Below are 23,374 nucleotides of genomic sequence, written 5' to 3' on the forward strand. Positions count from 1 at the left end.
TGGATTATACCCCATTTTCACCTGAAACCACCAGCACATCTTTGCCCTGAAATGCAAATCCGAGTTTATAGATTTGTCCCCGTCCGATGCCTGCCGCGATCAGATCCGCCTCATAATTTTTCTCTTCGATCTGCTTTAATGCATTCGCGGCTGTCTGCTCTAAACTCCGTTCTTTTTTCGCATCAAACACTTTGAACTCCATGATAAATGCATCCTTATTTCTCTCTAACGGATACATTGCGATATCATACCTCCCCTGTCCGCTTTCCCTGTTTGATACGATCCGGTATTGATCTCGCAGAGATACGATGAGTCCTAACACCAGTCCACGATAAAAATTTTCCGGTGCACGCTCCGGGGGACATTTTCCAACATCAAAATAACTCATGGAAGTGTATGCAATATCCAGCAAAATATCATTCAGATCTTCCATGCGGTGTGAGAGCAGTGCTTTTGTAAAATCATTATAAACGGCATTTCCATTTTCAAACATCGCAAGGATTTCATAGCGGAACATTCCCATCACTTCCCGGTTTGTGACCGACATATCGCACCATGTGCTCTCTCCCTGCTTTCCAACATTTTCCGCTTTAATATAGCCATCTGCCAGAAAAAGTGACCAAAAACTGTTCTCGTCACCGTCAAGATATTGAAACGTGATATTTTCATTGATCTCTTTATGAATGATTTCCCCTGCCATAAGCTGTTCAATCTCATGTTTGCTACGCACAGGATGTCTGCGGATGATCTCCCCGATCAGTTTGTTACTGCTGGTATTGATCCAGTAGGACTGCAATTCCCCGGACCTCATATAATTACAGATGGACCACGGATTATACATATCTTTTTGTTTTCCAAAAATAAATCCATCATACATTTCTTTCACATCATGCATCGTATCCATGTTCTGGCACTTTAATGCATCCATTACTTCCTGTTCCGTAAAACCGAAGCAATCACTGTAAGCCTCGCAGGTAACCGTATCCGTTTCAAGGTTATTCAGATCCGAAAACAGCGAATTTTTTGAAACCTTCGTCACTCCGGTAATCAAAGCCCTCGCATAGTAAGGATTTTCCTTAAATGTACTGTGAAATAACTGACGACAGGTACCGATCATCTCACTCCAGTACCCATCCGTATATGCTTCAAGCAGAGGTGTATCATATTCATCCCCTAAAATGACCGGCAGGATCTGGTAGTGCAGATAGACGAGACGGCACAGCCTCTGTATTGCAATTTCAATCCTTCCGGTATCTCCCGCACGGAACAGTTCTCTCAGACTCTTATATTCCTTTAGATCCTCCGCTTCCAGTCTGGTGCTTTTCAGCAGATATCTGTGTGCTTCATACATATTATAAAAACTGTCTGCAATTCCTTTTACCGCCTGTTTATAGTCTGCTCCCTTACAGTTCCCAAAACTGATGGAAATAACAGGAACCATTCCAAACAGTTTTCGGATCTCTTTATCCCCCAGACCCTTAACTTTTCAAAATATTCCGGATGGTCTGCAAATCTCGGATCAAAAAAAGTCTCAACTGTACTAAGAAGTGTCGTCTTGCCAAATCTTCTTGGTCTCGTGATCAGCGTGACTTTTGCATCCCTGTAAACCCATTCTGCAATAAAATGTGTCTTATCCACATAAAACTGTCTGCCACATGCAAAATCTTTAAAATCCTGATATCCGCACCCGGCTCCCGCATTCAGATATGGATTTCGTTTTAAAATATTCTGCAGTCCATCCACATACGCAAGCAGCCGCTTTTTCTCTTCCGAAAGCTTTCCCCGTTCTTCAAACTCTGCCAGTACCTGTTCCCGCTGTGATAGCTTAACATAACAGCTGACTGACTTTCCCTCCACTGTCCGCTGGATATACGGCTGTTTTTTACCGTTAATATTCTTATAAGTCAGTGTTCCCTTCGGCAGTTGTTCTAACCGGTTATCTATCTCTCTGATACGATCTTTCGGATTTCGTATTCTATTCCTCCATCTGCAATCTCATACTCCTATGCATCAAAAATGGTTATGTATGGTTATATCCATAATATAACCATACATAACCATTGTCAATTCGTATCAATCAGTTTTCTTTCAATGTTTCCCTGCAAGCCCCTCCTGCAGCGCATCTAACACACTCTCCATATGGATCGGCTTTGCGATATAACCATCCATACCTACCTCAAGTGCACGCTTGCGATCCTCCTCAAACGCATTGGCAGTCATCGCGATCTCTGCATTCAGATCATTATCCTCCGCCAGAAGAATCTTTTTATCTGCAAGTACTTCCCTGACGTCATCCCTGCGCTGTCGTCTGCGGCTCTCTTCGATCTGTTTTTCACTTGCAATGGAAAGCGGCAGATCCACCGTAGTCTTTGTCCCACCCCCCTCCTTGCTCTCCACCCGGATCGTACCGCCCATCAGGTCAACTAAAGCTTTTACGATCGGCATGCCAAGTCCGGTTCCGACAACTTTGGTCTCAGTGCTTGTCCTCTCCCGGGCAAATTCTTCAAATAGATGTGGCACTGTTTTATACATCATCTTTTATTCATGCTGACAGATCTACGTCTGAGCATACTGCCTGTTACTTCACAGAAAAACAATACTTTGTCTGAGAATGATAAGTTTCTCCCACATGTAAAACCGGGGATTTAAAATTCGGTTCATTCACTGCATTCGGAAAATACTGTGTTTCCAGACAGAATGCGTGGCGAGAATCATAGGATGCACCGCCTTTTCCTGTCTGTTTCCCAATGAAATTTCCAGCATACAACTGGATACCGACACAGTCCGTATAGACATCCATGCAGATACCGGATTCCTCTGATCTTGCGCGGGCTGCAAGCTGCATTGTCCCATCAGCCTTATCTAAGACAAAATTATGGTCATAGCCGCCGACAAACTTAAGCTGTTCAAAGTCTGCGCTGATATCCTGACCGATCTTTTTCATCTTACGGAAATCCATCGGTGTTCCGGCAACCTTTTCCACATCACCGGTCGGGATCGCCTCTCCATCTTTTACCGGAGTATAATAGGAAGCTAAAATTTCAAGTTCCTGATCTTCCATGCTGCCGGAATCATGACCATTCAGATTAAAATAAGCGTGATTTGTAAAGTTTGCAACCGTATTCTGATCCGCAACTGCCTCATATGTGATTGCAAGTGCATTGTCCTCCGTTACTGCATAAGTAACTTTCGCAGTCATATTTCCCGGAAAATCCTGTTCTAAGTCCTTACTCAGATAGGAAAACGTGATCTCATTTTCCTTCTGCTGTTCCACACTCCAGATGACAGTGTTAAAACCGTTTTTCCCACTGTGCAGGTTATTTCCGTTGTCATTTTTTTCAAGCGGATACTCTTTGCCATCTAAAACAACTTTTGCTCCGCCGATACGATTTGCATTACGACCGATCACTGCTCCAAAATAACACGTATGTTCCTGATACTCCTCTGGTGTATCATACCCTAACACTACATCCCGTTTTGCACCGTTTTGATCCGGCACAAGCACAGATATGATCGTTGCCCCAAGATCTGTCACAGAAACTTCCATACCATTTTCATTTTTCAACAGATATTTCGTAACAACTTTTCCTTCTTTTGTCTTTCCAAACTCGACACTGTTCATGCTATTTTAATCCTCATTTCCTGACAGCTTTATTTCTGTCATTTTTAATTCTGACCGTAGTATGCATTTGCGCCATGTTTGCGGTAAAAATGCTTTTCTTTGATACAATCCGGTGCCGGAAGTACTTTCGGATTCAAAAGTTCTGTATTCTTTGCCATCTTCGCAACTTCCTCTAACACAACTGCATTGTGTACTGCCTCTGCCGCATCTTTTCCCCAGGTAAACGGTCCATGATTCTTGCAGAGTACCGCCGGCGTATACATCGGTTTGATGCCTCTTGTCTCAAAGGTCTCGATAATGACTAACCCAGTGTTTTTCTCGTAAGCTTCCTCGATCTCCTCCGGTGTAAGATTTCTTGCGCACGGAATCGGGCCAAAAAAGTAATCTGCGTGCGTGGTTCCATAGAGAGGAATGTCTCTTCCTGCCTGCGCCCATGCCACAGCCTCCGGAGAATGTGTGTGCACGATTCCACCGATCTCCTCATATTTTTTATAAAGTTCAATATGCGTTGCCGTATCGGATGACGGTTTGTATCTTCCCTCGATCTTATTGCCATTTAAATCCATGACAACCATATCATCCGGAGATAATGCATCATAATCCACACCACTTGGCTTGATCACGAAATATCCGCTTTCCCTGTCGATTCCGCTGACATTTCCCCATGTATAGGTGATCAGTCCGCGGCGCGGCAGTTCCATATTCGCCTCATAGACCTGTTTTTTTAATTCCTCTAACATGCTTTCTGTTCCTCCATAATACGTTTTGCAATGCCCTCTGCATCCAGTTCATATTTATGAAGCAGTTCTTTCGCAGGACCTGACTCTCCGAATACATCATTTACACCGATCCTCGTTATCTTAGTAGGACATTTTTCACCGAGCAGCTCTGCAACTGCACTGCCAAGTCCTCCAATGATAGAGTGTTCTTCCACCGTATACACACGTCCTGTCTGTTTTGCTGCTTTTAAGACCAGTTCTTCATCTAATGGTTTGATCGTATGGATATTGATGACCTGTGCATCAATACCATTCTCTGCCAGAGTTTCTGCTGCTTTTAATGTTTCTGATACGCAAAGCCCTGTCGCAAAGATCGTAATGTCTTTTCCTTTGCGGAGTTCCACACCTTTACCGATCTCAAACTTATATTCCGGATTGTCATTGATGACCGGAACTGCCAGACGTCCAAAACGCATATAAACAGGACCTACATATTCATAAGCCGCACGTACAGCAGCCTTTGCTTCCACGTCATCACTTGGATTGATAATGACCATGCCGGGAATCTCACGCATCAGACCGATATCCTCGTTACACTGATGTGTCGCTCCATCCTCACCTACTGAGATACCTGCATGTGTTGCACCGATCTTTACATTCAGATGCGGATAACCAATGGAGTTGCGCACCTGCTCATAGGCACGTCCTGCCGCAAACATGGCAAATGTGCTGACAAACGGCACTTTTCCACATGTAGAAAGTCCTGCTGCAATACCTGTCATATTTGCTTCTGCGATACCACAGTCAATATGACGCTCTGGAAATGCTTTTTTAAAAATACCTGTCTTGGTAGCTGCAGCGAGATCAGCATCAAGTACAACCAGATTTTCTTTTTCTTTTCCAAGTTCAGCTAATGCGTTACCATAACTTTCTCTGGTCGCGATCATCTTTACTTCTGACATAATGCTTCACCCGCCTTTCCTAATTCTTCCATTGCAATCGCATATTCCTCATCGTTAGGTGCCTTTCCATGCCAGCCTACCTGACCTTCCATGTAAGAAACACCCTTACCTTTTAAGGTGTGTGCAATGATCGCTGTCGGCATGCCTTTGGTTTCCTTTGCCTCTTTAAATGCTTCTGCAAGCTGTGCAAAATCATTTCCGTCTGCAACCTGGATCACCTGAAAATTGAAAGCCTCAAACTTTTTGTCAATTGGGTCCGGTGAACATACCTCATCAAGTGTTCCGTCAATCTGCATGTTATTATTATCAACGATCACTACCAGATTATCGAGTTTGCGGTGTCCGGCAAACATAGCTGCTTCCCATACCTGTCCTTCCTCAATCTCTCCGTCACCTAAAAGTGTGTAAACACGGTAATCTTTGTTGTCCATTTTCCCTGCAAGCGCCATTCCGACCGCGCAGGAGATTCCCTGCCCTAAAGAACCGGAAGACATATCCACACCCGGGATATGTTTCATATCCGGATGTCCCTGTAAATAGGAGCCTGTATGGCGCAGCGTCTCTAAATCTTTCACCGGAAAATATCCGCGGTTTGCCAGAGTGGAATAAAGTCCCGGTGCCGTATGTCCCTTCGATAAGACAAAACGGTCACGATCCTCTTTCTTCGGATCTTTCGGATCAATATTCATCTCTTCAAAATATAAATATGTAAAAATCTCTGTCGCTGAAAGCGATCCCCCCGGATGCCCGGATTTCGCAGCATGTGTCGCAGTTACAATGCCCTTGCGCACCTCGACTGCTGTCTGCTTTAATTCATCGATAGTCATTGATACCCTCCTGTAATTTTTTCATATACTCTGCGAAACTCATCTTGAATTATTTATACGTTGGAAGTATGGACAGATTTAATGAAGGCACGCTCTCGCTGCCTGTCGCTCGCAGCGGATACTAAGCGAGTAAAATACACCCGCTAAGTACCGGCGGCTCCCCAGCACCTTCTTATAAATCTGTCCATACTTCCAACTGCCTTGAGTCATCAATGAGTTTCGCGGTGATTTGTATTAGTCACCGAATACAGCAAAGCCGTCTATATATATTTCAAAATTTTTTACTCTCCGAAGACGTCAGAGCGGTTTCTATAGTCTTTTTGTAAAACCTTAGTCACCAAAAACCGCAAAGCCGTCTATATATATATTTCAAAATTTTTTACTCTCCGAAGACGGCTTTATAGTCCTTCTGGAATTTTTCGATTCCGGCATCAGTCAACGGATGTTTTGTCATCTGGACGATTACGTTGTATGGTACAGTTGCGATATGTGCACCTGCCAATGCGCAGTCAGTTACGTGGATCGGGTTACGGATGGATGCAGCGATGATCTCTGTCTCAAGTCCATAGTTATCGAAGATCTGAACGATATCCTGGATCAGGTCGATGCCTGCCGTGCTGATATCATCTAATCTTCCAAGGAACGGAGAAACATAGGTTGCACCTGCTCTTGCTGCAAGGAGTGCCTGGTTTGCTGTAAAGATCAGTGTTACATTGGTTTTAATTCCCTCTGCTGAAAGAACTTTTACAGCTTTTAATCCTTCTACTGTCATCGGAATTTTTACAACCATGTTCGGATGGATTGCTGCGATCTCACGTCCCTCTTTGATCATACCTTCCGCATCAACTGTTGTAGCTTTTACTTCGCCGCTGATCGGTCCGTCTACGATTGATGTGATCTCTTTGATTACTTCATTGAAATCTCTTCCCTCTTTTGCGATCAAAGACGGGTTGGTGGTAACACCACAGATCACTCCCATATCATTTGCTTTACGGATATCCTCTACGTTTGCTGTGTCAATAAAAAATTTCATAATACACTTCTCCTTCTTTGTGTGCACGTGCACGTATTTTGTTTTCTATATGATAGTCTCTTTTATATAAAAATTCAACCGTATTTTAATGTTTTCATGATTTTGCACAACTTTTTTGCGTGCATGTGCACACTTTTCACAAAACAATTTTTTCATCATAAATATACACATGCATGTTATTGTTGTTTAACGGTAAAACAGTTCCCCAATCTGCAGATCACGTTTAAAATCACGGATCTTCGTATCTTTGTCAATATAAACAGCTTCAATTCCCATTGCATTTGCCCAGTCACCCATCTGCTCTGCAGTCAGATCGTAAGTAAATGCCGTATGATGTGCGCCGCCTGCAAGAATCCATGCCTCTGCACCGGTATAAAGATCCGGCTGTGGTGTCCAGAAATTAGTTGCTACAGGAAGTTTCGGCATTGGTTTTTCCACTTTTTTGCAGTCCACATCATTGATGATCAGACGGAAACGGTTGCCAAGATCGATCAGGGAAGTTGCAATACCTTTTCCTTCTTTGGATGTAAATACCAGTCTTGCAGGATCTTCTCTGTCACCCATGGAAAGCGGCTGACATTTGATACTGATCGGACCATCAGCGATTGACGGACAGATCTCTAACATATGTGCCTCTAAGATACCCTCTTTGCCTTTGACAAAGTTGTAAGTGTAATCCTCTAACATAGAAGTTCCCTTTGCATCTTTTTTGCCCTCGGTCATGATCTTCATCAGACGTACCATTGCAGCAACTTTCCAGTCCCCCTCCGCACCAAAACCATAACCTTTTTCCATCAGTCTCTGGATTGCAAGTCCCGGAAGCTGTTTTAAGGCACCAAGATCACCAAAGTGGGTTACGATCGCCTGATAATTCTTTTCGTCTAAGAAACGCTCAAAACCAAGTTCGATCTGTGCCTGAACGGCAACATGACGTCGAAATTCTTCCGGATCGCGTCCCTCTAACAAAATGTCATATTTATCGTAATATTCATCGACCAATGCATTGGTATCGGATTCAGATACTGCTGCAACGGACTCTGCGATCTCATTGACCGGATATGCATCGACTTCCCAGCCAAATTTCAACTGTGCTTCCACTTTATCGCCTTCAGTTACCGCAACATTTCTCATATTGTCAGCAACACGCATCACACGGATATGGCTGCTCTCGATCACGCCGACTGCCGTGCGCATCCAGGAAGCGATTTTTTCCTGTACTGCCGGATCAGACCAGTGTCCGACAACTACTTTACGTTCAATTCTCATACGGGTTACGATATGACCGTACTCTCTGTCACCATGTGCAGACTGGTTTTCATTCATGAAATCCATATCGATGGTATCATACGGGATTTCTTCATTGAACTGGGTATGTAAATGTAATAACGGCTTTCTGTATTCCTGTAATCCTAAGATCCAGGATTTTGCCGGCGAAAATGTGTGCATCCACGTGATCACACCTGCACATTCCTCATCCATATTTGCCTCGTTAAAAGTCTTTCGGATCAGTTCATTTGTGATCAGTGTCGGTTTCCAGACAACCTCATAAGGAAGTACCCCGGATTCATTTAATTTTGCAACAATGATCTTTGCATGCTCTGCCACGTGTTCTAAGCACTCATCCCCATATAGATCCTGTGATCCGGTACAAAACCAGAATTTGTAATTTTTTGTTTTTAACATGTGTAAATATCCTCCTGATATAATTTTTATAAGATCGGCATCGTCTCTACGGCTGCCTTTTCTGCTTCCAGTGTCTTTTTATAACTTTCAATATAAGCATCGAATCCTGCCACATCCAAAGGATCCGGTTCCATGACAGTTCCTGTTTCCCCGTTAAAGATCCGTTCAGATAAGTACTGCTCTAATGTTTCACCCTCTTTTTTGTGAACCATGTAAGATGCAAGCAGTGCCATGCCCCACGGACCACCCTCACCTGCAGTCTCCATAACCGCTACCGGTGCATCCATAGCCGCTGCAAGGATTCCCTGTCCGACTCCTTTTGTCTTAAACAGTCCTCCATGACCGTAAATACGGTCTACTTTTACTTTTTCCTCTTTTAACAGGATATCAAGACCGATCTTTAAAGTGGCAAGTGATGCATAAAGATTGCTTTTCATAAAGTTTGCCAGTGTAAAATGTGCGTCCGGTCTGCGCACGAAAAGCGGACGTCCTTCATTCAGACCGGTTACCGGTTCGCCGGAAAAATAATTGTAGGAAATCAGACCTCCGCAGTCTTTATCTCCCTCTAATGCTTTCCGGTAAAGTGTTCCAAACAATTCGTTCATGTCCGGTTTTAATCCGAATGCTTCCGCAAATTCTTTAAAAAGTCCAACCCATGCATTCAGATCCGATGTACAGTTGTTGCAGTGAACCATTGCAACAGTGTCTCCAGATGGCGTAGTCACCATATCCAGTTCCTCATGCACATTCTTTAAATCTTCCTCAAGAACAACCATTGCAAACACAGAGGTTCCGGCTGATACGTTTCCTGTGCGTACTGCAACGGAATTAGTTGCTGCCATACCGGTTCCGGCATCTCCCTCCGGCGGGCAGAGCGGAATGCCTGCGGAAAGATTACCGCTCTTATCTAATAATTTTGCCCCCTCAGCCGACAATGTTCCTGCTTTTTCTCCTGCAACCAGAACTTTTGGTAAAATATCACGAAGCTTCCACGGATATCCCTTCGGTGCCACAAGCGCATCAAATTTATCGATCATCGCCTGATTGTAATCTCTTGTCTTCGCGTCGATCGGGAACATACCGGATGCCTCCCCGACACCGAGTACTTTTTCGCCTGTCAGTTTCCAGTGAATATATCCGGCTAACGTTGTAAAATATGAAATACTGCTTACGTGTTCTTCTCCGTTTAAGATCGCCTGATATAAGTGTGCGATACTCCAGCGCTGCGGAATATTAAATGAAAACTCCTTTGTCAGTGCTGCAGCTGCCTCCCCCGTGATCGTGTTGCGCCAGGTACGGAATGGTACCAGCAGCTCCTCATCTTTATCAAATGCCATATAACCATGCATCATGCCGGAAAATCCGATCGCTGCGAGTGATTTGATCACTGTATCGTATTTTTCCTTTACATCCTCTGTTAATTTGCCATAACAGTCGGTAAGTCCCGTCCAGATATCGTCCAGACTGTATGTCCAGATTCCTTCCTCTAAACGGTTTTCCCAGTCATGTGCACCGGATGCGACCGGCTCCCCTGCCTCATTCACGAGAACCGCCTTGATCCTGGTTGAACCGAATTCAATCCCCAGTACCGCTTTTCCGGCTTCAATCGTCTGCTTTGCGTTACTCATTATCCCTTCTCCTTTCAGATATAAACCACTTCTTCTATACTTTCAGCATACAACTTGTATGCATGTGTTAACAAGTTGTTTTTTCTTAAAATACCACTTTATAAAATCTCTATAAATTCGCTTTGTTCCTGACCATGTATGGTATAATGTATTAAGCTATGAGCAGTGCCAGATAAGAAGGAACACTGCGGAATAAAATACAGACCAGCACGAACTAATCACAACGTAAAAAGAAAGAGATTTTCCCATGCCATCAGAACATAAAACAAATGAAACCATCAAATACAAACTTGCCACCGCAATGAAAGAATGCATGAAATCCGCCTCCGTAGAGAAGATCACCGTCACGGAGATTGTGGAGACCTGCGGCGTGACACGCCAGACCTTTTACCGGAATTTTAAGGATAAGTATGACCTTATCAACTGGTATTTTGATAAAATTTTACTGGAATCTTTCGAACATATGGGTGAAGGGAAAACTGTGTATGAAGGACTGGTAAATAAATTTCATTATATCCAGCAGGAAAAGCTCTTTTTTAAAGCAGCTTTTAAAAATGACGATCAGAATTGTCTGAGAGATCATGATTTTCAACTGATCTGTGCATTTTACGCCGAACAGCTTGAGACGCGCATGGCGTGCAGACTTTCCCGTCAGCTGCAGTTTCAGTTAGAAATGTACTGCCAGGGTTCCATTTATATGACCGTACAGTGGGTGCTTGGCTATCGCAAATGTTCTGCCGAAGAACTCGCACATGCCCTTGCATCTGCCATGCCGGAAGAACTGCAGACTGTATTTCATAAATACGGGTTGGTTTGATGCAGGAAAATGTTACATTCATAAACATTTCTGTTACAAAAAAACCTTCCAGGCAAAACAATTATGCCTGAAAGGTTTTCTTTTACTTATGACAATATACGAATCATAAAGCGTACATTCTATGATTTCACCGCTGCAATTACATCAGTTTCCGGAAAAGATTCTTCAGATCTTCCACACTGGCATCTTTCGGGTTACCTGGAGCACATGCATCTGCATGAGCAGATTCCGCAAGGAAATCAAGGTCTTCTTCTTTTAATGACTCAAGTTTTGTCGGGATTCCGACATCCACAGAAAGTTTCTGTACCGCATCAACTGCAGCTTTACGGTATTCTTCCACTGACATATCATCCACACCTTTGACTCCCATTGCACGGGCGATCTCACGGTATTTTTCTCCGGTACAGTCAGCGTTGTATTCCATAACGATCGGAAGCATCATCGCACATGCCACACCATGTGGTGTATCATAGACAGCACCTAAGGTATGTGCCATGGAATGAGCGATTCCAAGACCTACGTTAGAGAAGCCCATTCCGGCAATGTACTGTCCAAGTGCCATTCCCTCACGTCCCTCTTTCTTATTATCCACTGCATCACGCAGAGATCTTGAAATGATCTCGATTGCTTTCAGATGGAACATATCTGTCATTTCCCATGCAGCCTTAGTTGTATATCCCTCGATTGCATGTGTCAAGGCATCCATACCGGTGGAAGCTGTCAGTCCTTTTGGCATGGAGGACATCATATCCGGATCAACGATCGCGATCACCGGCATGTCGTGCGGATCAACACAGACAAATTTTCTCTTTCTCTCCACATCCGTGATAACGTAGTTGATTGTAACTTCTGCTGCTGTACCAGCGGTTGTAGGTACTGCAATGATCGGTACACATGGTTTTTTCGTAGGAGCAACGCCTTCAAGACTTCTGACATCCTCAAATTCCGGGTTCGCGATAATGATTCCGATCGCTTTGGAAGTATCCATGGAAGAGCCGCCTCCGATCGCGATCAGATAATCAGCACCTGCTTTCTTAAATGCCTCTACACCATGCTGTACGTTCTGGATCGTAGGATTTGCTTTGATATCAGAATAGATCTCATAAGCAAGTCCGTTTTTATCCAGAATATCTGTTACTTTTTTTGTGACACCAAATTTGATCAGGTCAGGATCTGAGCATACAAACGCTTTTTTGAATGCACGCGCTTTTGCCTCTGTTGCGATCTCCTCGATTGCTCCTGCTCCGTGATAAGATGTTTCGTTTAACATAATTCTGTTTGCCATAATAATCTTCTCCTTTTCCAATACTTATGATACTTTGATTGTAACAGGACGAAATCTTATTTGTAAGTGACAAAACAGTGAAATTGTAACAAAAAAAATAAAAATCCCGCCGGAACTTCCAGCAGGATTTTCATTTACTTATTTTCTGATCGGATTATACATTGATCTCAGCTTTTACTCCAAGCTCTGCTGCATTGGCATCTAAGATCGGTTTTACCACATTTGCGATAAACTTATCTACCTGGATCGGTGCACGTCCCACATATTTTGCCGGATCCATCGTTGACTGAAGTTCCTCTAATGTCAGGTTAAACTCTGGATCTGCTGCGATCAGTTCAAGCAGATTGTTGTCTTTTCCTTCTTCTTTGACAGTCTTGCCCGCCTGCATGGATAAAGTACGGATCTTCTCATGCAGCTCCTGACGGTTGCCGCCATTTTTTACAGCATCCATCATAATGTTTTCTGTTGCCATAAATGGAAGCTCTGCCATTAAATGTTTGGTGATGACTTTATCATATACGACTAATCCATCTACTACATTTAAGCACAGGTCTAAGATACCATCGATCGCAAGGAATCCTTCCGGAATGGAAAGTCTCTTGTTTGCGGAATCATCTAAGGTACGCTCAAACCACTGTGTTGCAGAGGTGATCGCCGGGTTTAATGCATCGATCATGACATAACGTGATAAAGATGCAATACGCTCAGAACGCATCGGGTTGCGTTTATATGCCATAGCGGAAGATCCGATCTGGTTCTTTTCAAACGGTTCTTCTACTTCTTTTAAGTGCTGTAACAGGCGGATATCATTTGACATCTTATGCGCACTTGCCGCAATGCCTGCAAGAATATTTGCAACTCTGGTATCTACTTTTCTGGAGTAAGTCTGTCCGGAAACTGCGTAACATTCTTTAAATCCCATCTTTGCAGCGATCATCGGATCGATCTTATCGATCGTCTCCTGATCTCCGTCAAACAGTTCTAAGAAACTTGCCTGTGTTCCGGTTGTTCCTTTTGAACCAAGCAGTTTCAAAGATCCCATGACATACTCAAGATCCTCAAGATCCATGATAAATTCCTGTGCCCACAGTGTCGCACGTTTTCCAACGGTCGTCGGCTGTGCAGGCTGGAAATGGGTAAATGCCAGTGTCGGCAGATTTTTATAGGTATCTGCAAATTTTGCAAGTTCTGCAATAACATTGACCAGTTTTTTATGAACTAATTCCAATGCTTCACGCATTAAAATAATATCTGTATTGTCTCCAACATAACAGGAAGTTGCTCCAAGATGGATGATTCCTGCCGCTTTCGGGCACTGCTGTCCGTATGCATATACATGACTCATAACATCATGGCGAACCAGTTTCTCACGCTCTCTTGCGACATCATAGTTAATGTCCTCGGCATGTGCCTTTAACTCGTCGATCTGCTCCTGTGTAATGACCGGCTTTCCATTCTCGGAAAGTCCTAACTCCATCTCTGTCTCAGCTAATGCGATCCATAATTTTCTCCATGTACGGAATTTTTTATCCTGTGAAAAAATATACTGCATCTCCTTGCTGGCATAACGCTCAGATAATGGACTTGTATATCTGTCTGTACTCATTTCTATTCTCCTTAATAGTGTTTAATTATCTCTCAAAATCTCCGCGGATGTCTTCTTTCGGCGGCTCCATCGGATAAGTACCGGTAAAGCATCCCTTACAGATGTTTAATCCGCCAACCATCTCCTCTAAACGCTCAATCCCAAGGTAACCAAGGGAATCTGCACCGATGATCTTACGGATATCTTCGATGGAACGGTTGTATGCGATCAACTGTTCCCGCTCCGGAATATCCGTTCCAAAATAGCACGGCCATAAAAATGGTGGTGAACTGATCCTTACATGTACTTCTGTCGCTCCTGCGTCACGCAGCATCTTTACGATACGGTCTGACGTTGTACCACGGACAATGGAATCATCGATCATGATGATACGTTTTCCATCTACCGCTTCTTTTAAAACATTTAATTTTACACGCACGCTTGACTCTCTGCTGCTCTGTTTCGGCTTGATGAAAGTTCTTCCGACATATCCGTTTTTCACAAATGCGGTGCCATATGGGATTCCCGACTGCAGGGAATAACCGAGTGCTGCCGCATTTCCGGATTCCGGAACACCGACAACAAGATCAGCATCCACCGGTGAATCCATGGCAAGGAAACGTCCTGCCTTGATCCTGGATGCATAAACGCTCACACCGTCAATGTGGCTGTCCGGTCTTGCAAAATAAATATATTCAAAAATACAGCGTGCTTCTTTTTCTTTTGGCAGTGCTAAGGAAAGATCCGACTGGATACCGCCCTCCGGTGTGATCGTAACGATCTCACCCGGCAATACATCACGGACATACTCTGCACCGATCGTATCTAATGCACACGTCTCGGATGCTAAAATATAGGCATTGTCACGTTTTCCGATACAAAGCGGTTTAAAACCATACGGATCACGCGCTCCGACTAATTTTCTCGGACTCATCACAACTAACGCAAATGCACCCTTTATCTTCTGACATGCACGTCCCACTGCCTCTTCCACACTGTTTGAATTTAAACGCTCACGGGCAATGTGATAGGCGATGACCTCAGAGTCGATCGTCGTCTGGAAAATTGCTCCGGTATACTCTAAATCCTTACGCAGTTCCATTGCATTGATCAGGTTTCCATTGTGGGCAAGCGCGAGTGTTCCCTTAACGTAATTAAGAACCAATGGCTGTGCATTCTCGCGGGTAGAAGCTCCTGCCGTCGAATAACGGACATGTCCGACACCGATATCGCCATGCATAGGCTCTAAATTATCCTGCGTAAATACCTCATTGACCAATCCCATCCCTTTGTATGAGGTTACTTTTCCCTTTGGCCCGTTTGTTTCACTGACTGCAATACCACAGCTCTCCTGTCCACGGTGCTGCAATGCAAAAAGACCATAATAAATCGTGGATGCAACGTCTCCGCCATCAAAATCGTACATTCCGAATACACCACATTCCTCATGCAGTCCGCTGTCGCCATTTGTCTGCCATGGTGTATCTTTCACAAATCCATTGTTGTCCATAAAATCCTCCTTGTTTTGCGAAGCAAAATCCGAGCCCCACAGCGAGGAGAGGATTTTCCTCCTTGTTTTTCGAAGAAAAATGCAATTTTACCATGTAAAATTTGCCCACTGGTGTTCAGAGGATTTTTCTACTATGCAAATTTCTTGCCTGTCAGAAGCTCATATGCCTCTTTGTATTTATTCACTGTCTTTTCGATGACATCATCCGGTAACAGGTAATCACTGTCCGGGTTGGCTTTTAACCAGTCTCTTACAAACTGTTTGTCAAAGGACGGCTGTCCCTGTCCCGGTTTGTAACCCTCTAATGGCCAGAATCTGGAGCTGTCCGGTGTAAGCATCTCATCTCCTAATACAACATTGCCATTCTCATCTAAACCAAATTCAAACTTGGTATCTGCAATGATGATACCTTTTGTCAGTGCATATTCGGCACATTTTTTATATAAAGCAATCGTATAATCTTTGATCTGTTCTGCGTAGGAAGCACCTTTTCCCGGATACTCTTTCTCTAAGATCTCCCTGCAGCGCTCAAATGAGATATTCTCATCATGCAGACCGATCTCAGCTTTTGTACTCGGTGTAAAGATCGGCTCAGGCAGTTTGTCGGACTCCTGTAATCCCTCCGGCAGTTTGATGCCGCATACGGTACCGTTTTCTTTATAGCTCTCCCAGCCGCTTCCTGTAATATATCCACGCACGATGCACTCGATCGGAAGCATCTCTAATTTTTTACACATCATACTGTTGCCGTCAAATCTCTCCTCATGGAAAAACTCCGGCATATCTTTCACATCAACAGAAATCATATGATTTGGAACGATATCTTTTGTCAGATCAAACCAGAATTTAGACATCTGAGTCAGAATCGCACCCTTTTTTGTGACTTTATTCTTCAAAATATGATCAAAAGCAGAAATTCTGTCTGTCGCTACAATGATCAGGCTGTCGCCGTTATCATATACTTCACGTACTTTTCCCTCTTTAACTGGCTGAAATACTTTGCTACTCATCCTCTTTGTCCTCTTTTCCGGTGTTATGAACACCATATCATTTTCTGATGTTACCCAAAAATTATAATACATAGTCTTTTGGAAAGTCAATGACTTTGCCCATATGCACCCGGATCTGCGATATAGAAAATTGTGTTCTTTTTATTAGTATTTTTGTATAATTTTTATTATATTATAAGTAATACTTATATTTTTATTTATATACTCTTATTCTCACAAAAAGAAGCAGCCACACCTTCTGATCATAGACCAGTTTTTGCGACTGCCTTCTTATTATAAATGATACATTTTTAAAGTTTTAACTGCTTTACTGCCACAACTGTGACACCTCTTTTTGTCTTTCTATATGACTTTCACATCTTTTTTATTATTTTTTGATCAGTAAAGATTTTCCGGTCATTTCTGCCGGCTGCTCCATTCCCATCAGCTCGATCATAGTCGGGATGATATCTGCAAGACATCCATCCTCTTTTAAGGTGTAGGAAGGATCTGCATTTACCAGGATAAATGGAACCGGGTTGGTTGTATGGGAAGTTAACGGCTCGCCTGTCTCATAGTTTACAAGCTGCTCTGCATTACCATGATCTGCGCAGATGAACATCTGTCCGTCTACTTCTTTTAATGCCTCAACTGCTTTTCCTACGCAGGTATCGACTGTCTCAACTGCTTTGATTGCTGCGTCTAAGATTCCGGTATGACCAACCATATCCGGGTTTGCAAAGTTGATGATGATGACATCATATTTTTCAGAACGGATCGCATCGCATAATTTATCGCAGACTTCCGGTGCACTCATCTCCGGCTGTAAATCATAGGTAGCTACTTTCGGGGATTTTACAAGGATACGGTCCTCACCTTTGTTTGGTTCCTCCACACCACCGTTGAAGAAGAATGTAACATGCGCATACTTCTCTGTCTCTGCGATTCTTGCCTGAGTCATATTGTGTGCTGCTAAATACTCACCAAACGTATTTTTCAGTTCTACTTTCTTAAATGCAACTTCTTTGTTCGGGATCGTCACGTCATACTCTGTGAAGCAGATGTATTTTACGTTCTTTCTTGCGCCACGGTCAAATCCGTCAAAATCATCCATACAGAATGTTCTTGTGATCTCACGCGCACGGTCAGGACGGAAGTTAAAGAAAATAACAGTATCGTTGTCTTTGATTGTTGCGATCGGTTTGCCGTTCTCTGTAATTGCAGTTGGAACGAAGAACTCATCTGTCACATCTTTTGCATAAGATGCTTCCATAGCTGCTACTGCGCTCTCAGCAGTTTCTCCCTCGCCAGTGGTCAGCACTTTGTATGCTTTCTCCACACGATCCCATCTGTTATCACGATCCATTGCGTAGTAACGTCCGGAAATAGATGCGATCTTGCCAACACCGATTTCTTTCATCTTAGCTTCCAGTTCTTCGATGAACTCTTTACCGGAAGTCGGAGCAGTATCACGTCCGTCTAAGAAGCAGTGTACATATACATTCTCAACGCCCTCTTTTTTTGCCATTTCAAGCAGGCCAAACAGGTGTGTGATGTGGCTGTGTACACCACCGTTTGATAACAGTCCGTATAAATGAAGGTCGGAACCGTTTTTCTTTACGTTTTCCATACCATCTAATAATGCCTGATTTTTGAAGAAATCACCATCGCTGATCTCTTTTGTGATCCTTGTCAGCTCCTGGTATACGATTCTGCCAGCTCCCATATTTAAATGTCCTACTTCAGAGTTACCCATCTGTCCGTCAGGAAGACCAACTGCAAGACCACTTGCATTTCCTTTTACAAACGGATAGTCTTTCATAAGTCCGTCGATCACCGGTGTTTTTGCCTGTGCTACGGCGTTTCCTTCTGTTTTTTCATTCAGACCAAATCCGTCTAAGATCATTAATACGGTAGGTTTCTTACTCATGTTTTGTTTCCTCACTTTCTATTCTCTTTCCATTTATCAAAAGTATACGATTCTCCTAATCCAGAACCATTATACTGATAACCTCATTTGTTTTCAATAGTTTTTCTGGCTTAACTGTTTTTCCAGTTTCTTTGCTTTTGCCTGACATTCAACTTCTGTGACAAGGTCTTCACCTGCATCTTTATTGAGCTGTCCTAATATATAGGAATAAATCGCCCAGTTGGTATATGAATCATAATGAATTCCGTCTCCCTTTGTTCCAAACCCAAGTTTCGCCAAATACCGGTAGCAGTCGATATATGTAGCATTCTCAACCTTCTTAATGCGGTTATTAAATGATTCAATCCTCTGATTATTACATCTTGCCGGAGCACCTGTATTTGTCGGATTCACAGACAACAGATAAAGTTTTGAACTGTCCGGCCATCTGCGATATTTGTTCAGATAGGAACGGATTGATGTCAAGTCATTGACTCCTAATCCACAGATCACAACCCAGTTTTTGATTTCCGTATGCTGTCTCTGCAGCGACTGTACTTTCGGAAATGCCGTATCAGCAAGCCATGCATATCCCATTCCCGGACAGGACACCACAAAAAAATTGGGGATATCTTCGATTTTACACTCTTCATTCATCAGATAAAACCTGGAATCTCCCACAAATATATATCCGGTTTCATATTCATAGGAATCTTCGTCTGACTCATCTTCTTCCAGATCATTTTTTATCGTTTTATCCTCTCTGACTGTATTATATGTATCATCTGCCGTATTCTTTGTTGACTCTGTTTTTATACTATCATCAGCATCCTTTTCTTCATCATCTTTTTCATTGTCTGTCGATGAATTTTCAGAATTACCTGTTATATTCTCAGTTTTCGATTCACTGTTTAACTCACCATATTGTATAGATGTCTCAGTTTCCTGTAAAACATCTTCTAATGAAATATTTTGCCCGTCAGAACTCTGTGCTCTCGCATTTGCATTATTTTCTTTATATTCAAAATCCGCGCTTTCTGCCTGATTCCATTCTCTTGCAGTTACATTCCACCCGCCGATCAGTATCAGAACGCAGATCAGTATCCATATTATTTTCTTTTTCATATATTTCACTTTTTCCACACATATCAAGTGAAAAGGGGATTCTTTCTGTTTTCACTCCCAGATAGAATCCCCTTAACCTGATTATGATTTATTTGTAGTTTACAATTTTACCGAAATCAGCTTTTAAGGAAGCTCCTCCAACTAAACCACCATCGATATCTGGCTGTGCAAACAATTCTGCTGCATTACCCGCATTTACAGATCCGCCGTACTGGATACGTACTTTCTCTGCTGTATCAGCGCCGTATACTTCTTTGATACAGTCACGGATTGCCTTGCAGACTTCCTCAGCCTGCTCTGTGGTTGCTGTTTTTCCTGTTCCGATAGCCCAGATCGGCTCATAAGCGATTACCATGGAAGCTACCTGCTCTGCAGTAACATCTTTTAAGTCAGATTTGATCTGCATACGGATCCAGTCTAAAGTGATTCCCATCTCTCTCTGCTCTAATGTCTCGCCGCAGCAAAGAATTGGTGTTAAGTTATGCTCAAAAGCTTTTTTCACTTTTTTGTTTAACATGCAATCGCACTCTTTGAAGTAATCACGTCTCTCGGAATGACCGATGATAACGTATTTTACACCAGCATCTACTAACATCTCAGGAGCGATCTCTCCGGTGTAAGCACCTTTCTCCTCATAGTACATGTTCTCGGCACCTACTGCTACGTTGGTTCCTTTTACAGCCTCAACAACAGGTACGATGTCGATTGCTGGTACACAGTAAACAACTTCTACATCATCGCTTACTACTAATGGTTTTAATTCCTCTACTAATTTAACAGCCTGGCTTGGAGTCATGTTCATTTTCCAGTTACCGGCTACGATCTTCTTTCTTGCCATGATTTTATCCTCTTTTTCCCATTTTTAAAGTTTGTTGACATATCATCTGTTACCATACCAAGGCATTATGGCAGCTTTTTATTTCGGCTGCCTATACCTAAGGCGTTATTGCAGCCATTTTTTCTTTATGACAGTTCTTATTTATCGTCGGCTGCCTATAACTAAGGCGTTATGGCAGCCATTTTCACTTTATGGCAACTTTTTATTTATCGTCGGCTGCCATGACACCTGGTAATTCTTTACCCTCTAAGAACTCAAGGGAAGCGCCACCACCGGTAGAGATATGGCTCATCTTGTCACCGAAACCTAACTGGTTAACGGCTGCTGCGGAATCACCACCACCGATGATTGTTGTAGCATCTGTATCAGCAAGTGCTTTTGCAACTGCGATCGTACCAGCTGCTAATGTCGGGTTCTCAAATACACCCATCGGTCCGTTCCATACAACAGTCTTTGCTGTCTTAACTGCATCAGCATATAACTCCTGAGTCTTTGGTCCGATATCGCATCCCTCTCTGTCAGCCGGCATATCTTTTACGTCACATACAGTAACTTCTACCGGAGCATCGATCGGGTTCGGGAAATCTGCGATGGTTACAGCATCTACCGGAAGGAGTAATTTCTTTCCAAGTTTTTCTGCTTTTGCCATCATCTCTTTACAGTAATCGATCTTAGTATCATCTACTAAAGATTTACCGATCTCATATCCCTGTGCTTTTAAGAAAGTATATGCCATACCACCACCGATGATTAATGTATCACATTTCTCTAATAAGTTAGAGATAACATTTAATTTATCTGCAACTTTTGCACCACCAAGGATTGCTACGAACGGTCTTACCGGATTTTCAACAGCGTTTCCAAGGAAATCGATCTCTTTCTGCATTAAGTAACCAACTACGTTAGAACCACCTTTTGCAGTGATGAATTTTGTAACGCCTGCAACAGAAGCATGTGCTCTGTGGGAAGAACCGAATGCATCACATACATAATCGTCTGCAAGATCAGCTAATTCTTTGCTGAACTCTTCGCCGTTCTTTGTCTCCTCAGCGCCACGGAAACGTGTATTCTGTAATAATACAACATCTCCTTCGTTCATTTCAGCAACTGCTTTTGTAGCTGCCTCACCTGTTACATTGTAATCAGATACGAAGTTTACTTTTTTGCCAAGTTTCTCAGAAAGTTTCTCAGCTACCGGAGCTAAAGACTCGCCTTCGTTTGGTCCGTTTTTTACTTTTCCAAGATGTGAACAGAGAATTACTTTTCCACCATCGTTGATTAATTTCTGGATGGTAGGAAGAGCTGCGTTGATACGAGTCTCATCTGTGATTTTTCCTTCTTTTAACGGAACGTTGAAATCACATCTTACAAGTACTCTTCTTCCCTTTACATTAATGTCGTCTACTGATTTTTTGTTTAATGACATAAAATATGTCCTCCTTTTATATAATTGAGGTATAAAAACAGGCCCGGTCCAATAGGACCGGACCTGCTAAAAGTCGCATATAGTTATCGTAACCCGTCGATTATGCTAACTCACTGAAGTATTTGATTGTACGAACCATCTGAGATGTGTAAGAGTTCTCGTTGTCATACCATGAAACAACCTGAACTTCGTACTGGTCATCAGATACCTGGTTAACCATTGTCTGAGTTGCATCGAATAATGAACCATATCTCATTCCTACGATATCGGAAGAAACGATCTCATCCTCGTTGTAACCGAAGGACTCGTTAGCTGCTGCTTTCATAGCTGCGTTGATGTCTTCTTTTGTTACGCCAGCTTTCTTAACAACTGCTGTTAAGATTGTTGTAGAACCTGTTGGGGTCGGTACACGCTGAGCAGATCCGATTAACTTACCGTTTAACTCTGGGATAACAAGACCGATTGCTTTTGCAGCACCTGTGCTGTTAGGAACGATGTTAACTGCTGCTGCACGTGATCTTCTTAAATCACCTTTTCTCTGAGGTCCGTCAAGAGTCATCTGATCACCTGTGTAAGCATGGATTGTTACCATGATACCAGACTGGATCGGAGCATATTTGTTTAATGCATCTGCCATTGGTGCTAAGCAGTTTGTTGTACAGGAAGCTGCTGAAATGATTGTATCAGAAGCTTTTAATGTCTCGTGGTTTGTATTATAAACGATAGTAGGAAGGTCATTTCCTGCTGGAGCAGAGATAACAACTTTTCTAGCACCTGCATTGATGTGAGCCTGTGCTTTTTCTTTGCTTGTATAGAAACCGGAGCACTCTAATACAACGTCAACTTTTAAATCTCCCCATGGGCAGTTGTTTGCATCTGGGAATGCGTAGATTTTGATCTCTTTACCGCAAACGATGATAGAATCATCTGTTGAAGATACTTCATCAGCATGCTCATATTTACCCTGAGATGAATCATATTTTAACAAGTGTGCTAACATTTTAGGACTTGTTAAATCGTTGATTGCTACTACTTCATATCCTTCTGCTCCAAACATCTGTCTGAAAGCAAGACGACCAATACGGCCAAAACCATTGATTGCTACTCTTACTGCCATTTTTAATTCCTCCTAGAATTTGTAAATGTGATAACTTGATGGGACTTATGCCCGTCCCAAGCTTCCTTTATTTTAACCAATTTCTTTTGAAAGTTCAAGCCTTTTTCTCTACTTTATTCTGTGTTTGTTAAATTTTTCACTATATGCAATTTTCCGGTCGTTTTTTCATGAATTTTATACAAAATATACAAATATGACTTCTTTTCTTTTGTGGGATAGGCTATACTATATCATAAGCTACTTACCAAATGTTGGTTTGTTTATGAAATAAATCGCCCGTCCCAATGGTGTGTCGCAGG

The 23,374-nt window shown here is 42.7% G+C and carries 20 protein-coding genes; 1 reads left to right on the plus strand and 19 read right to left on the minus strand.

The features are described 5' to 3' along the window. Window positions 1-4: 4 nt before the first annotated feature. From DXA60_RS19465 to DXA60_RS15325, 10 genes are all read right to left on the minus strand, one after another. On the minus strand, window positions 5-1,441 hold the full coding sequence (locus DXA60_RS19465; protein ID WP_117922214.1) for a PD-(D/E)XK nuclease domain-containing protein: 1,437 nt from the start codon (window positions 1,439-1,441) through the stop codon (window positions 5-7). Next, window positions 1,378-1,857: an AAA family ATPase gene (locus tag DXA60_RS19470; RefSeq protein ID WP_158570887.1), complete on the minus strand. Its 480-nt coding sequence runs from the start codon at window positions 1,855-1,857 to the stop codon at window positions 1,378-1,380. The genes DXA60_RS19465 and DXA60_RS19470 overlap by 64 nt, the downstream gene beginning before the upstream one ends. A gap of 231 nt (window positions 1,858-2,088) precedes the next feature. Continuing rightward, complete coding sequence (locus DXA60_RS19475) at window positions 2,089-2,535, minus strand: hybrid sensor histidine kinase/response regulator (RefSeq protein WP_117922216.1); 447 nt, start codon at window positions 2,533-2,535, stop codon at window positions 2,089-2,091. A 43-nt stretch (window positions 2,536-2,578) separates the two neighbouring features. Further along, complete coding sequence (locus DXA60_RS15295; RefSeq protein WP_117922217.1) at window positions 2,579-3,622, minus strand: aldose epimerase family protein; 1,044 nt, start codon at window positions 3,620-3,622, stop codon at window positions 2,579-2,581. Window positions 3,623-3,666: 44 nt separating this feature from the next. Further along, on the minus strand, window positions 3,667-4,362 hold the full coding sequence (locus DXA60_RS15300) for an L-ribulose-5-phosphate 4-epimerase (RefSeq protein WP_117922218.1): 696 nt from the start codon (window positions 4,360-4,362) through the stop codon (window positions 3,667-3,669). Beyond that, the gene (locus tag DXA60_RS15305; RefSeq protein ID WP_117922219.1) at window positions 4,356-5,303 is read right to left on the minus strand and encodes a transketolase family protein; all 948 of its coding nucleotides are present in this window, start codon (window positions 5,301-5,303) and stop codon (window positions 4,356-4,358) included. The genes DXA60_RS15300 and DXA60_RS15305 overlap by 7 nt, the downstream gene beginning before the upstream one ends. Further along, window positions 5,291-6,130: a transketolase gene (locus tag DXA60_RS15310; RefSeq protein WP_117922220.1), complete on the minus strand. Its 840-nt coding sequence runs from the start codon at window positions 6,128-6,130 to the stop codon at window positions 5,291-5,293. Before DXA60_RS15310 ends, DXA60_RS15305 begins: the two co-directional genes overlap by 13 nt. 379 nt (window positions 6,131-6,509) lie before the next feature. Next, window positions 6,510-7,163 carry a fructose-6-phosphate aldolase gene (gene fsa / locus DXA60_RS15315; RefSeq protein WP_015521585.1) on the minus strand — a complete coding sequence of 218 codons (654 nt, stop codon included), beginning with the start codon at window positions 7,161-7,163 and terminating at the stop codon, window positions 6,510-6,512. Between the two features lie 186 nt (window positions 7,164-7,349). Continuing rightward, window positions 7,350-8,846 (minus strand): L-arabinose isomerase, encoded by a 1,497-nt coding sequence (gene araA / locus DXA60_RS15320; protein WP_117922221.1) that lies wholly within the window; start codon window positions 8,844-8,846, stop codon window positions 7,350-7,352. A 26-nt stretch (window positions 8,847-8,872) separates the two neighbouring features. Then, entirely contained in the window at window positions 8,873-10,474 is a 1,602-nt protein-coding gene (locus DXA60_RS15325; protein WP_117922222.1) for a xylulokinase, read from the minus strand. Between the two features lie 247 nt (window positions 10,475-10,721). On the opposite strand from DXA60_RS15325, the gene DXA60_RS15330 reads away from it, so the two are divergent. Then, window positions 10,722-11,291 (plus strand): TetR/AcrR family transcriptional regulator C-terminal domain-containing protein, encoded by a 570-nt coding sequence (locus DXA60_RS15330; protein ID WP_117922223.1) that lies wholly within the window; start codon window positions 10,722-10,724, stop codon window positions 11,289-11,291. 139 nt (window positions 11,292-11,430) lie between these two features. Here DXA60_RS15330 and fucO read toward each other — a convergent pair whose 3' ends face one another. The 9 genes from fucO to gap form a co-directional block, all read right to left on the minus strand. Continuing rightward, window positions 11,431-12,576, minus strand: coding sequence for a lactaldehyde reductase (fucO, locus tag DXA60_RS15335; RefSeq protein WP_117922224.1), 1,146 nt, complete (start codon window positions 12,574-12,576; stop codon window positions 11,431-11,433). Window positions 12,577-12,730: 154 nt separating this feature from the next. Continuing rightward, window positions 12,731-14,182 (minus strand): adenylosuccinate lyase, encoded by a 1,452-nt coding sequence (gene purB, locus DXA60_RS15340; RefSeq protein WP_117922225.1) that lies wholly within the window; start codon window positions 14,180-14,182, stop codon window positions 12,731-12,733. Window positions 14,183-14,207: 25 nt separating this feature from the next. After that, window positions 14,208-15,671 (minus strand): amidophosphoribosyltransferase, encoded by a 1,464-nt coding sequence (gene purF / locus DXA60_RS15345; RefSeq protein WP_117922226.1) that lies wholly within the window; start codon window positions 15,669-15,671, stop codon window positions 14,208-14,210. A gap of 131 nt (window positions 15,672-15,802) precedes the next feature. Next, window positions 15,803-16,681 carry a phosphoribosylaminoimidazolesuccinocarboxamide synthase gene (locus tag DXA60_RS15350; protein ID WP_243006914.1) on the minus strand — a complete coding sequence of 293 codons (879 nt, stop codon included), beginning with the start codon at window positions 16,679-16,681 and terminating at the stop codon, window positions 15,803-15,805. Between the two features lie 367 nt (window positions 16,682-17,048). After that, a complete protein-coding gene (gene gpmI, locus DXA60_RS15355; protein ID WP_117922228.1) occupies window positions 17,049-18,590 on the minus strand; it encodes a 2,3-bisphosphoglycerate-independent phosphoglycerate mutase in 1,542 nt (513 codons plus the stop codon). A gap of 93 nt (window positions 18,591-18,683) precedes the next feature. After that, on the minus strand, window positions 18,684-19,694 hold the full coding sequence (locus tag DXA60_RS15360; protein WP_117922229.1) for a hypothetical protein: 1,011 nt from the start codon (window positions 19,692-19,694) through the stop codon (window positions 18,684-18,686). An 88-nt stretch (window positions 19,695-19,782) separates the two neighbouring features. Next, on the minus strand, window positions 19,783-20,532 hold the full coding sequence (tpiA, locus tag DXA60_RS15365) for a triose-phosphate isomerase (protein WP_006858104.1): 750 nt from the start codon (window positions 20,530-20,532) through the stop codon (window positions 19,783-19,785). Between the two features lie 202 nt (window positions 20,533-20,734). Continuing rightward, window positions 20,735-21,958: a phosphoglycerate kinase gene (locus DXA60_RS15370; protein WP_006858105.1), complete on the minus strand. Its 1,224-nt coding sequence runs from the start codon at window positions 21,956-21,958 to the stop codon at window positions 20,735-20,737. A 100-nt stretch (window positions 21,959-22,058) separates the two neighbouring features. After that, window positions 22,059-23,075 carry a type I glyceraldehyde-3-phosphate dehydrogenase gene (gene gap / locus DXA60_RS15375; protein ID WP_006858106.1) on the minus strand — a complete coding sequence of 339 codons (1,017 nt, stop codon included), beginning with the start codon at window positions 23,073-23,075 and terminating at the stop codon, window positions 22,059-22,061. Between the last annotated feature and the right edge of the window lie 299 nt (window positions 23,076-23,374).

The organism is Roseburia sp. OF03-24, from assembly GCF_003463035.1.
Taxonomy (GTDB): Bacteria; Bacillota; Clostridia; order Lachnospirales; family Lachnospiraceae; genus Roseburia; species Roseburia rectibacter.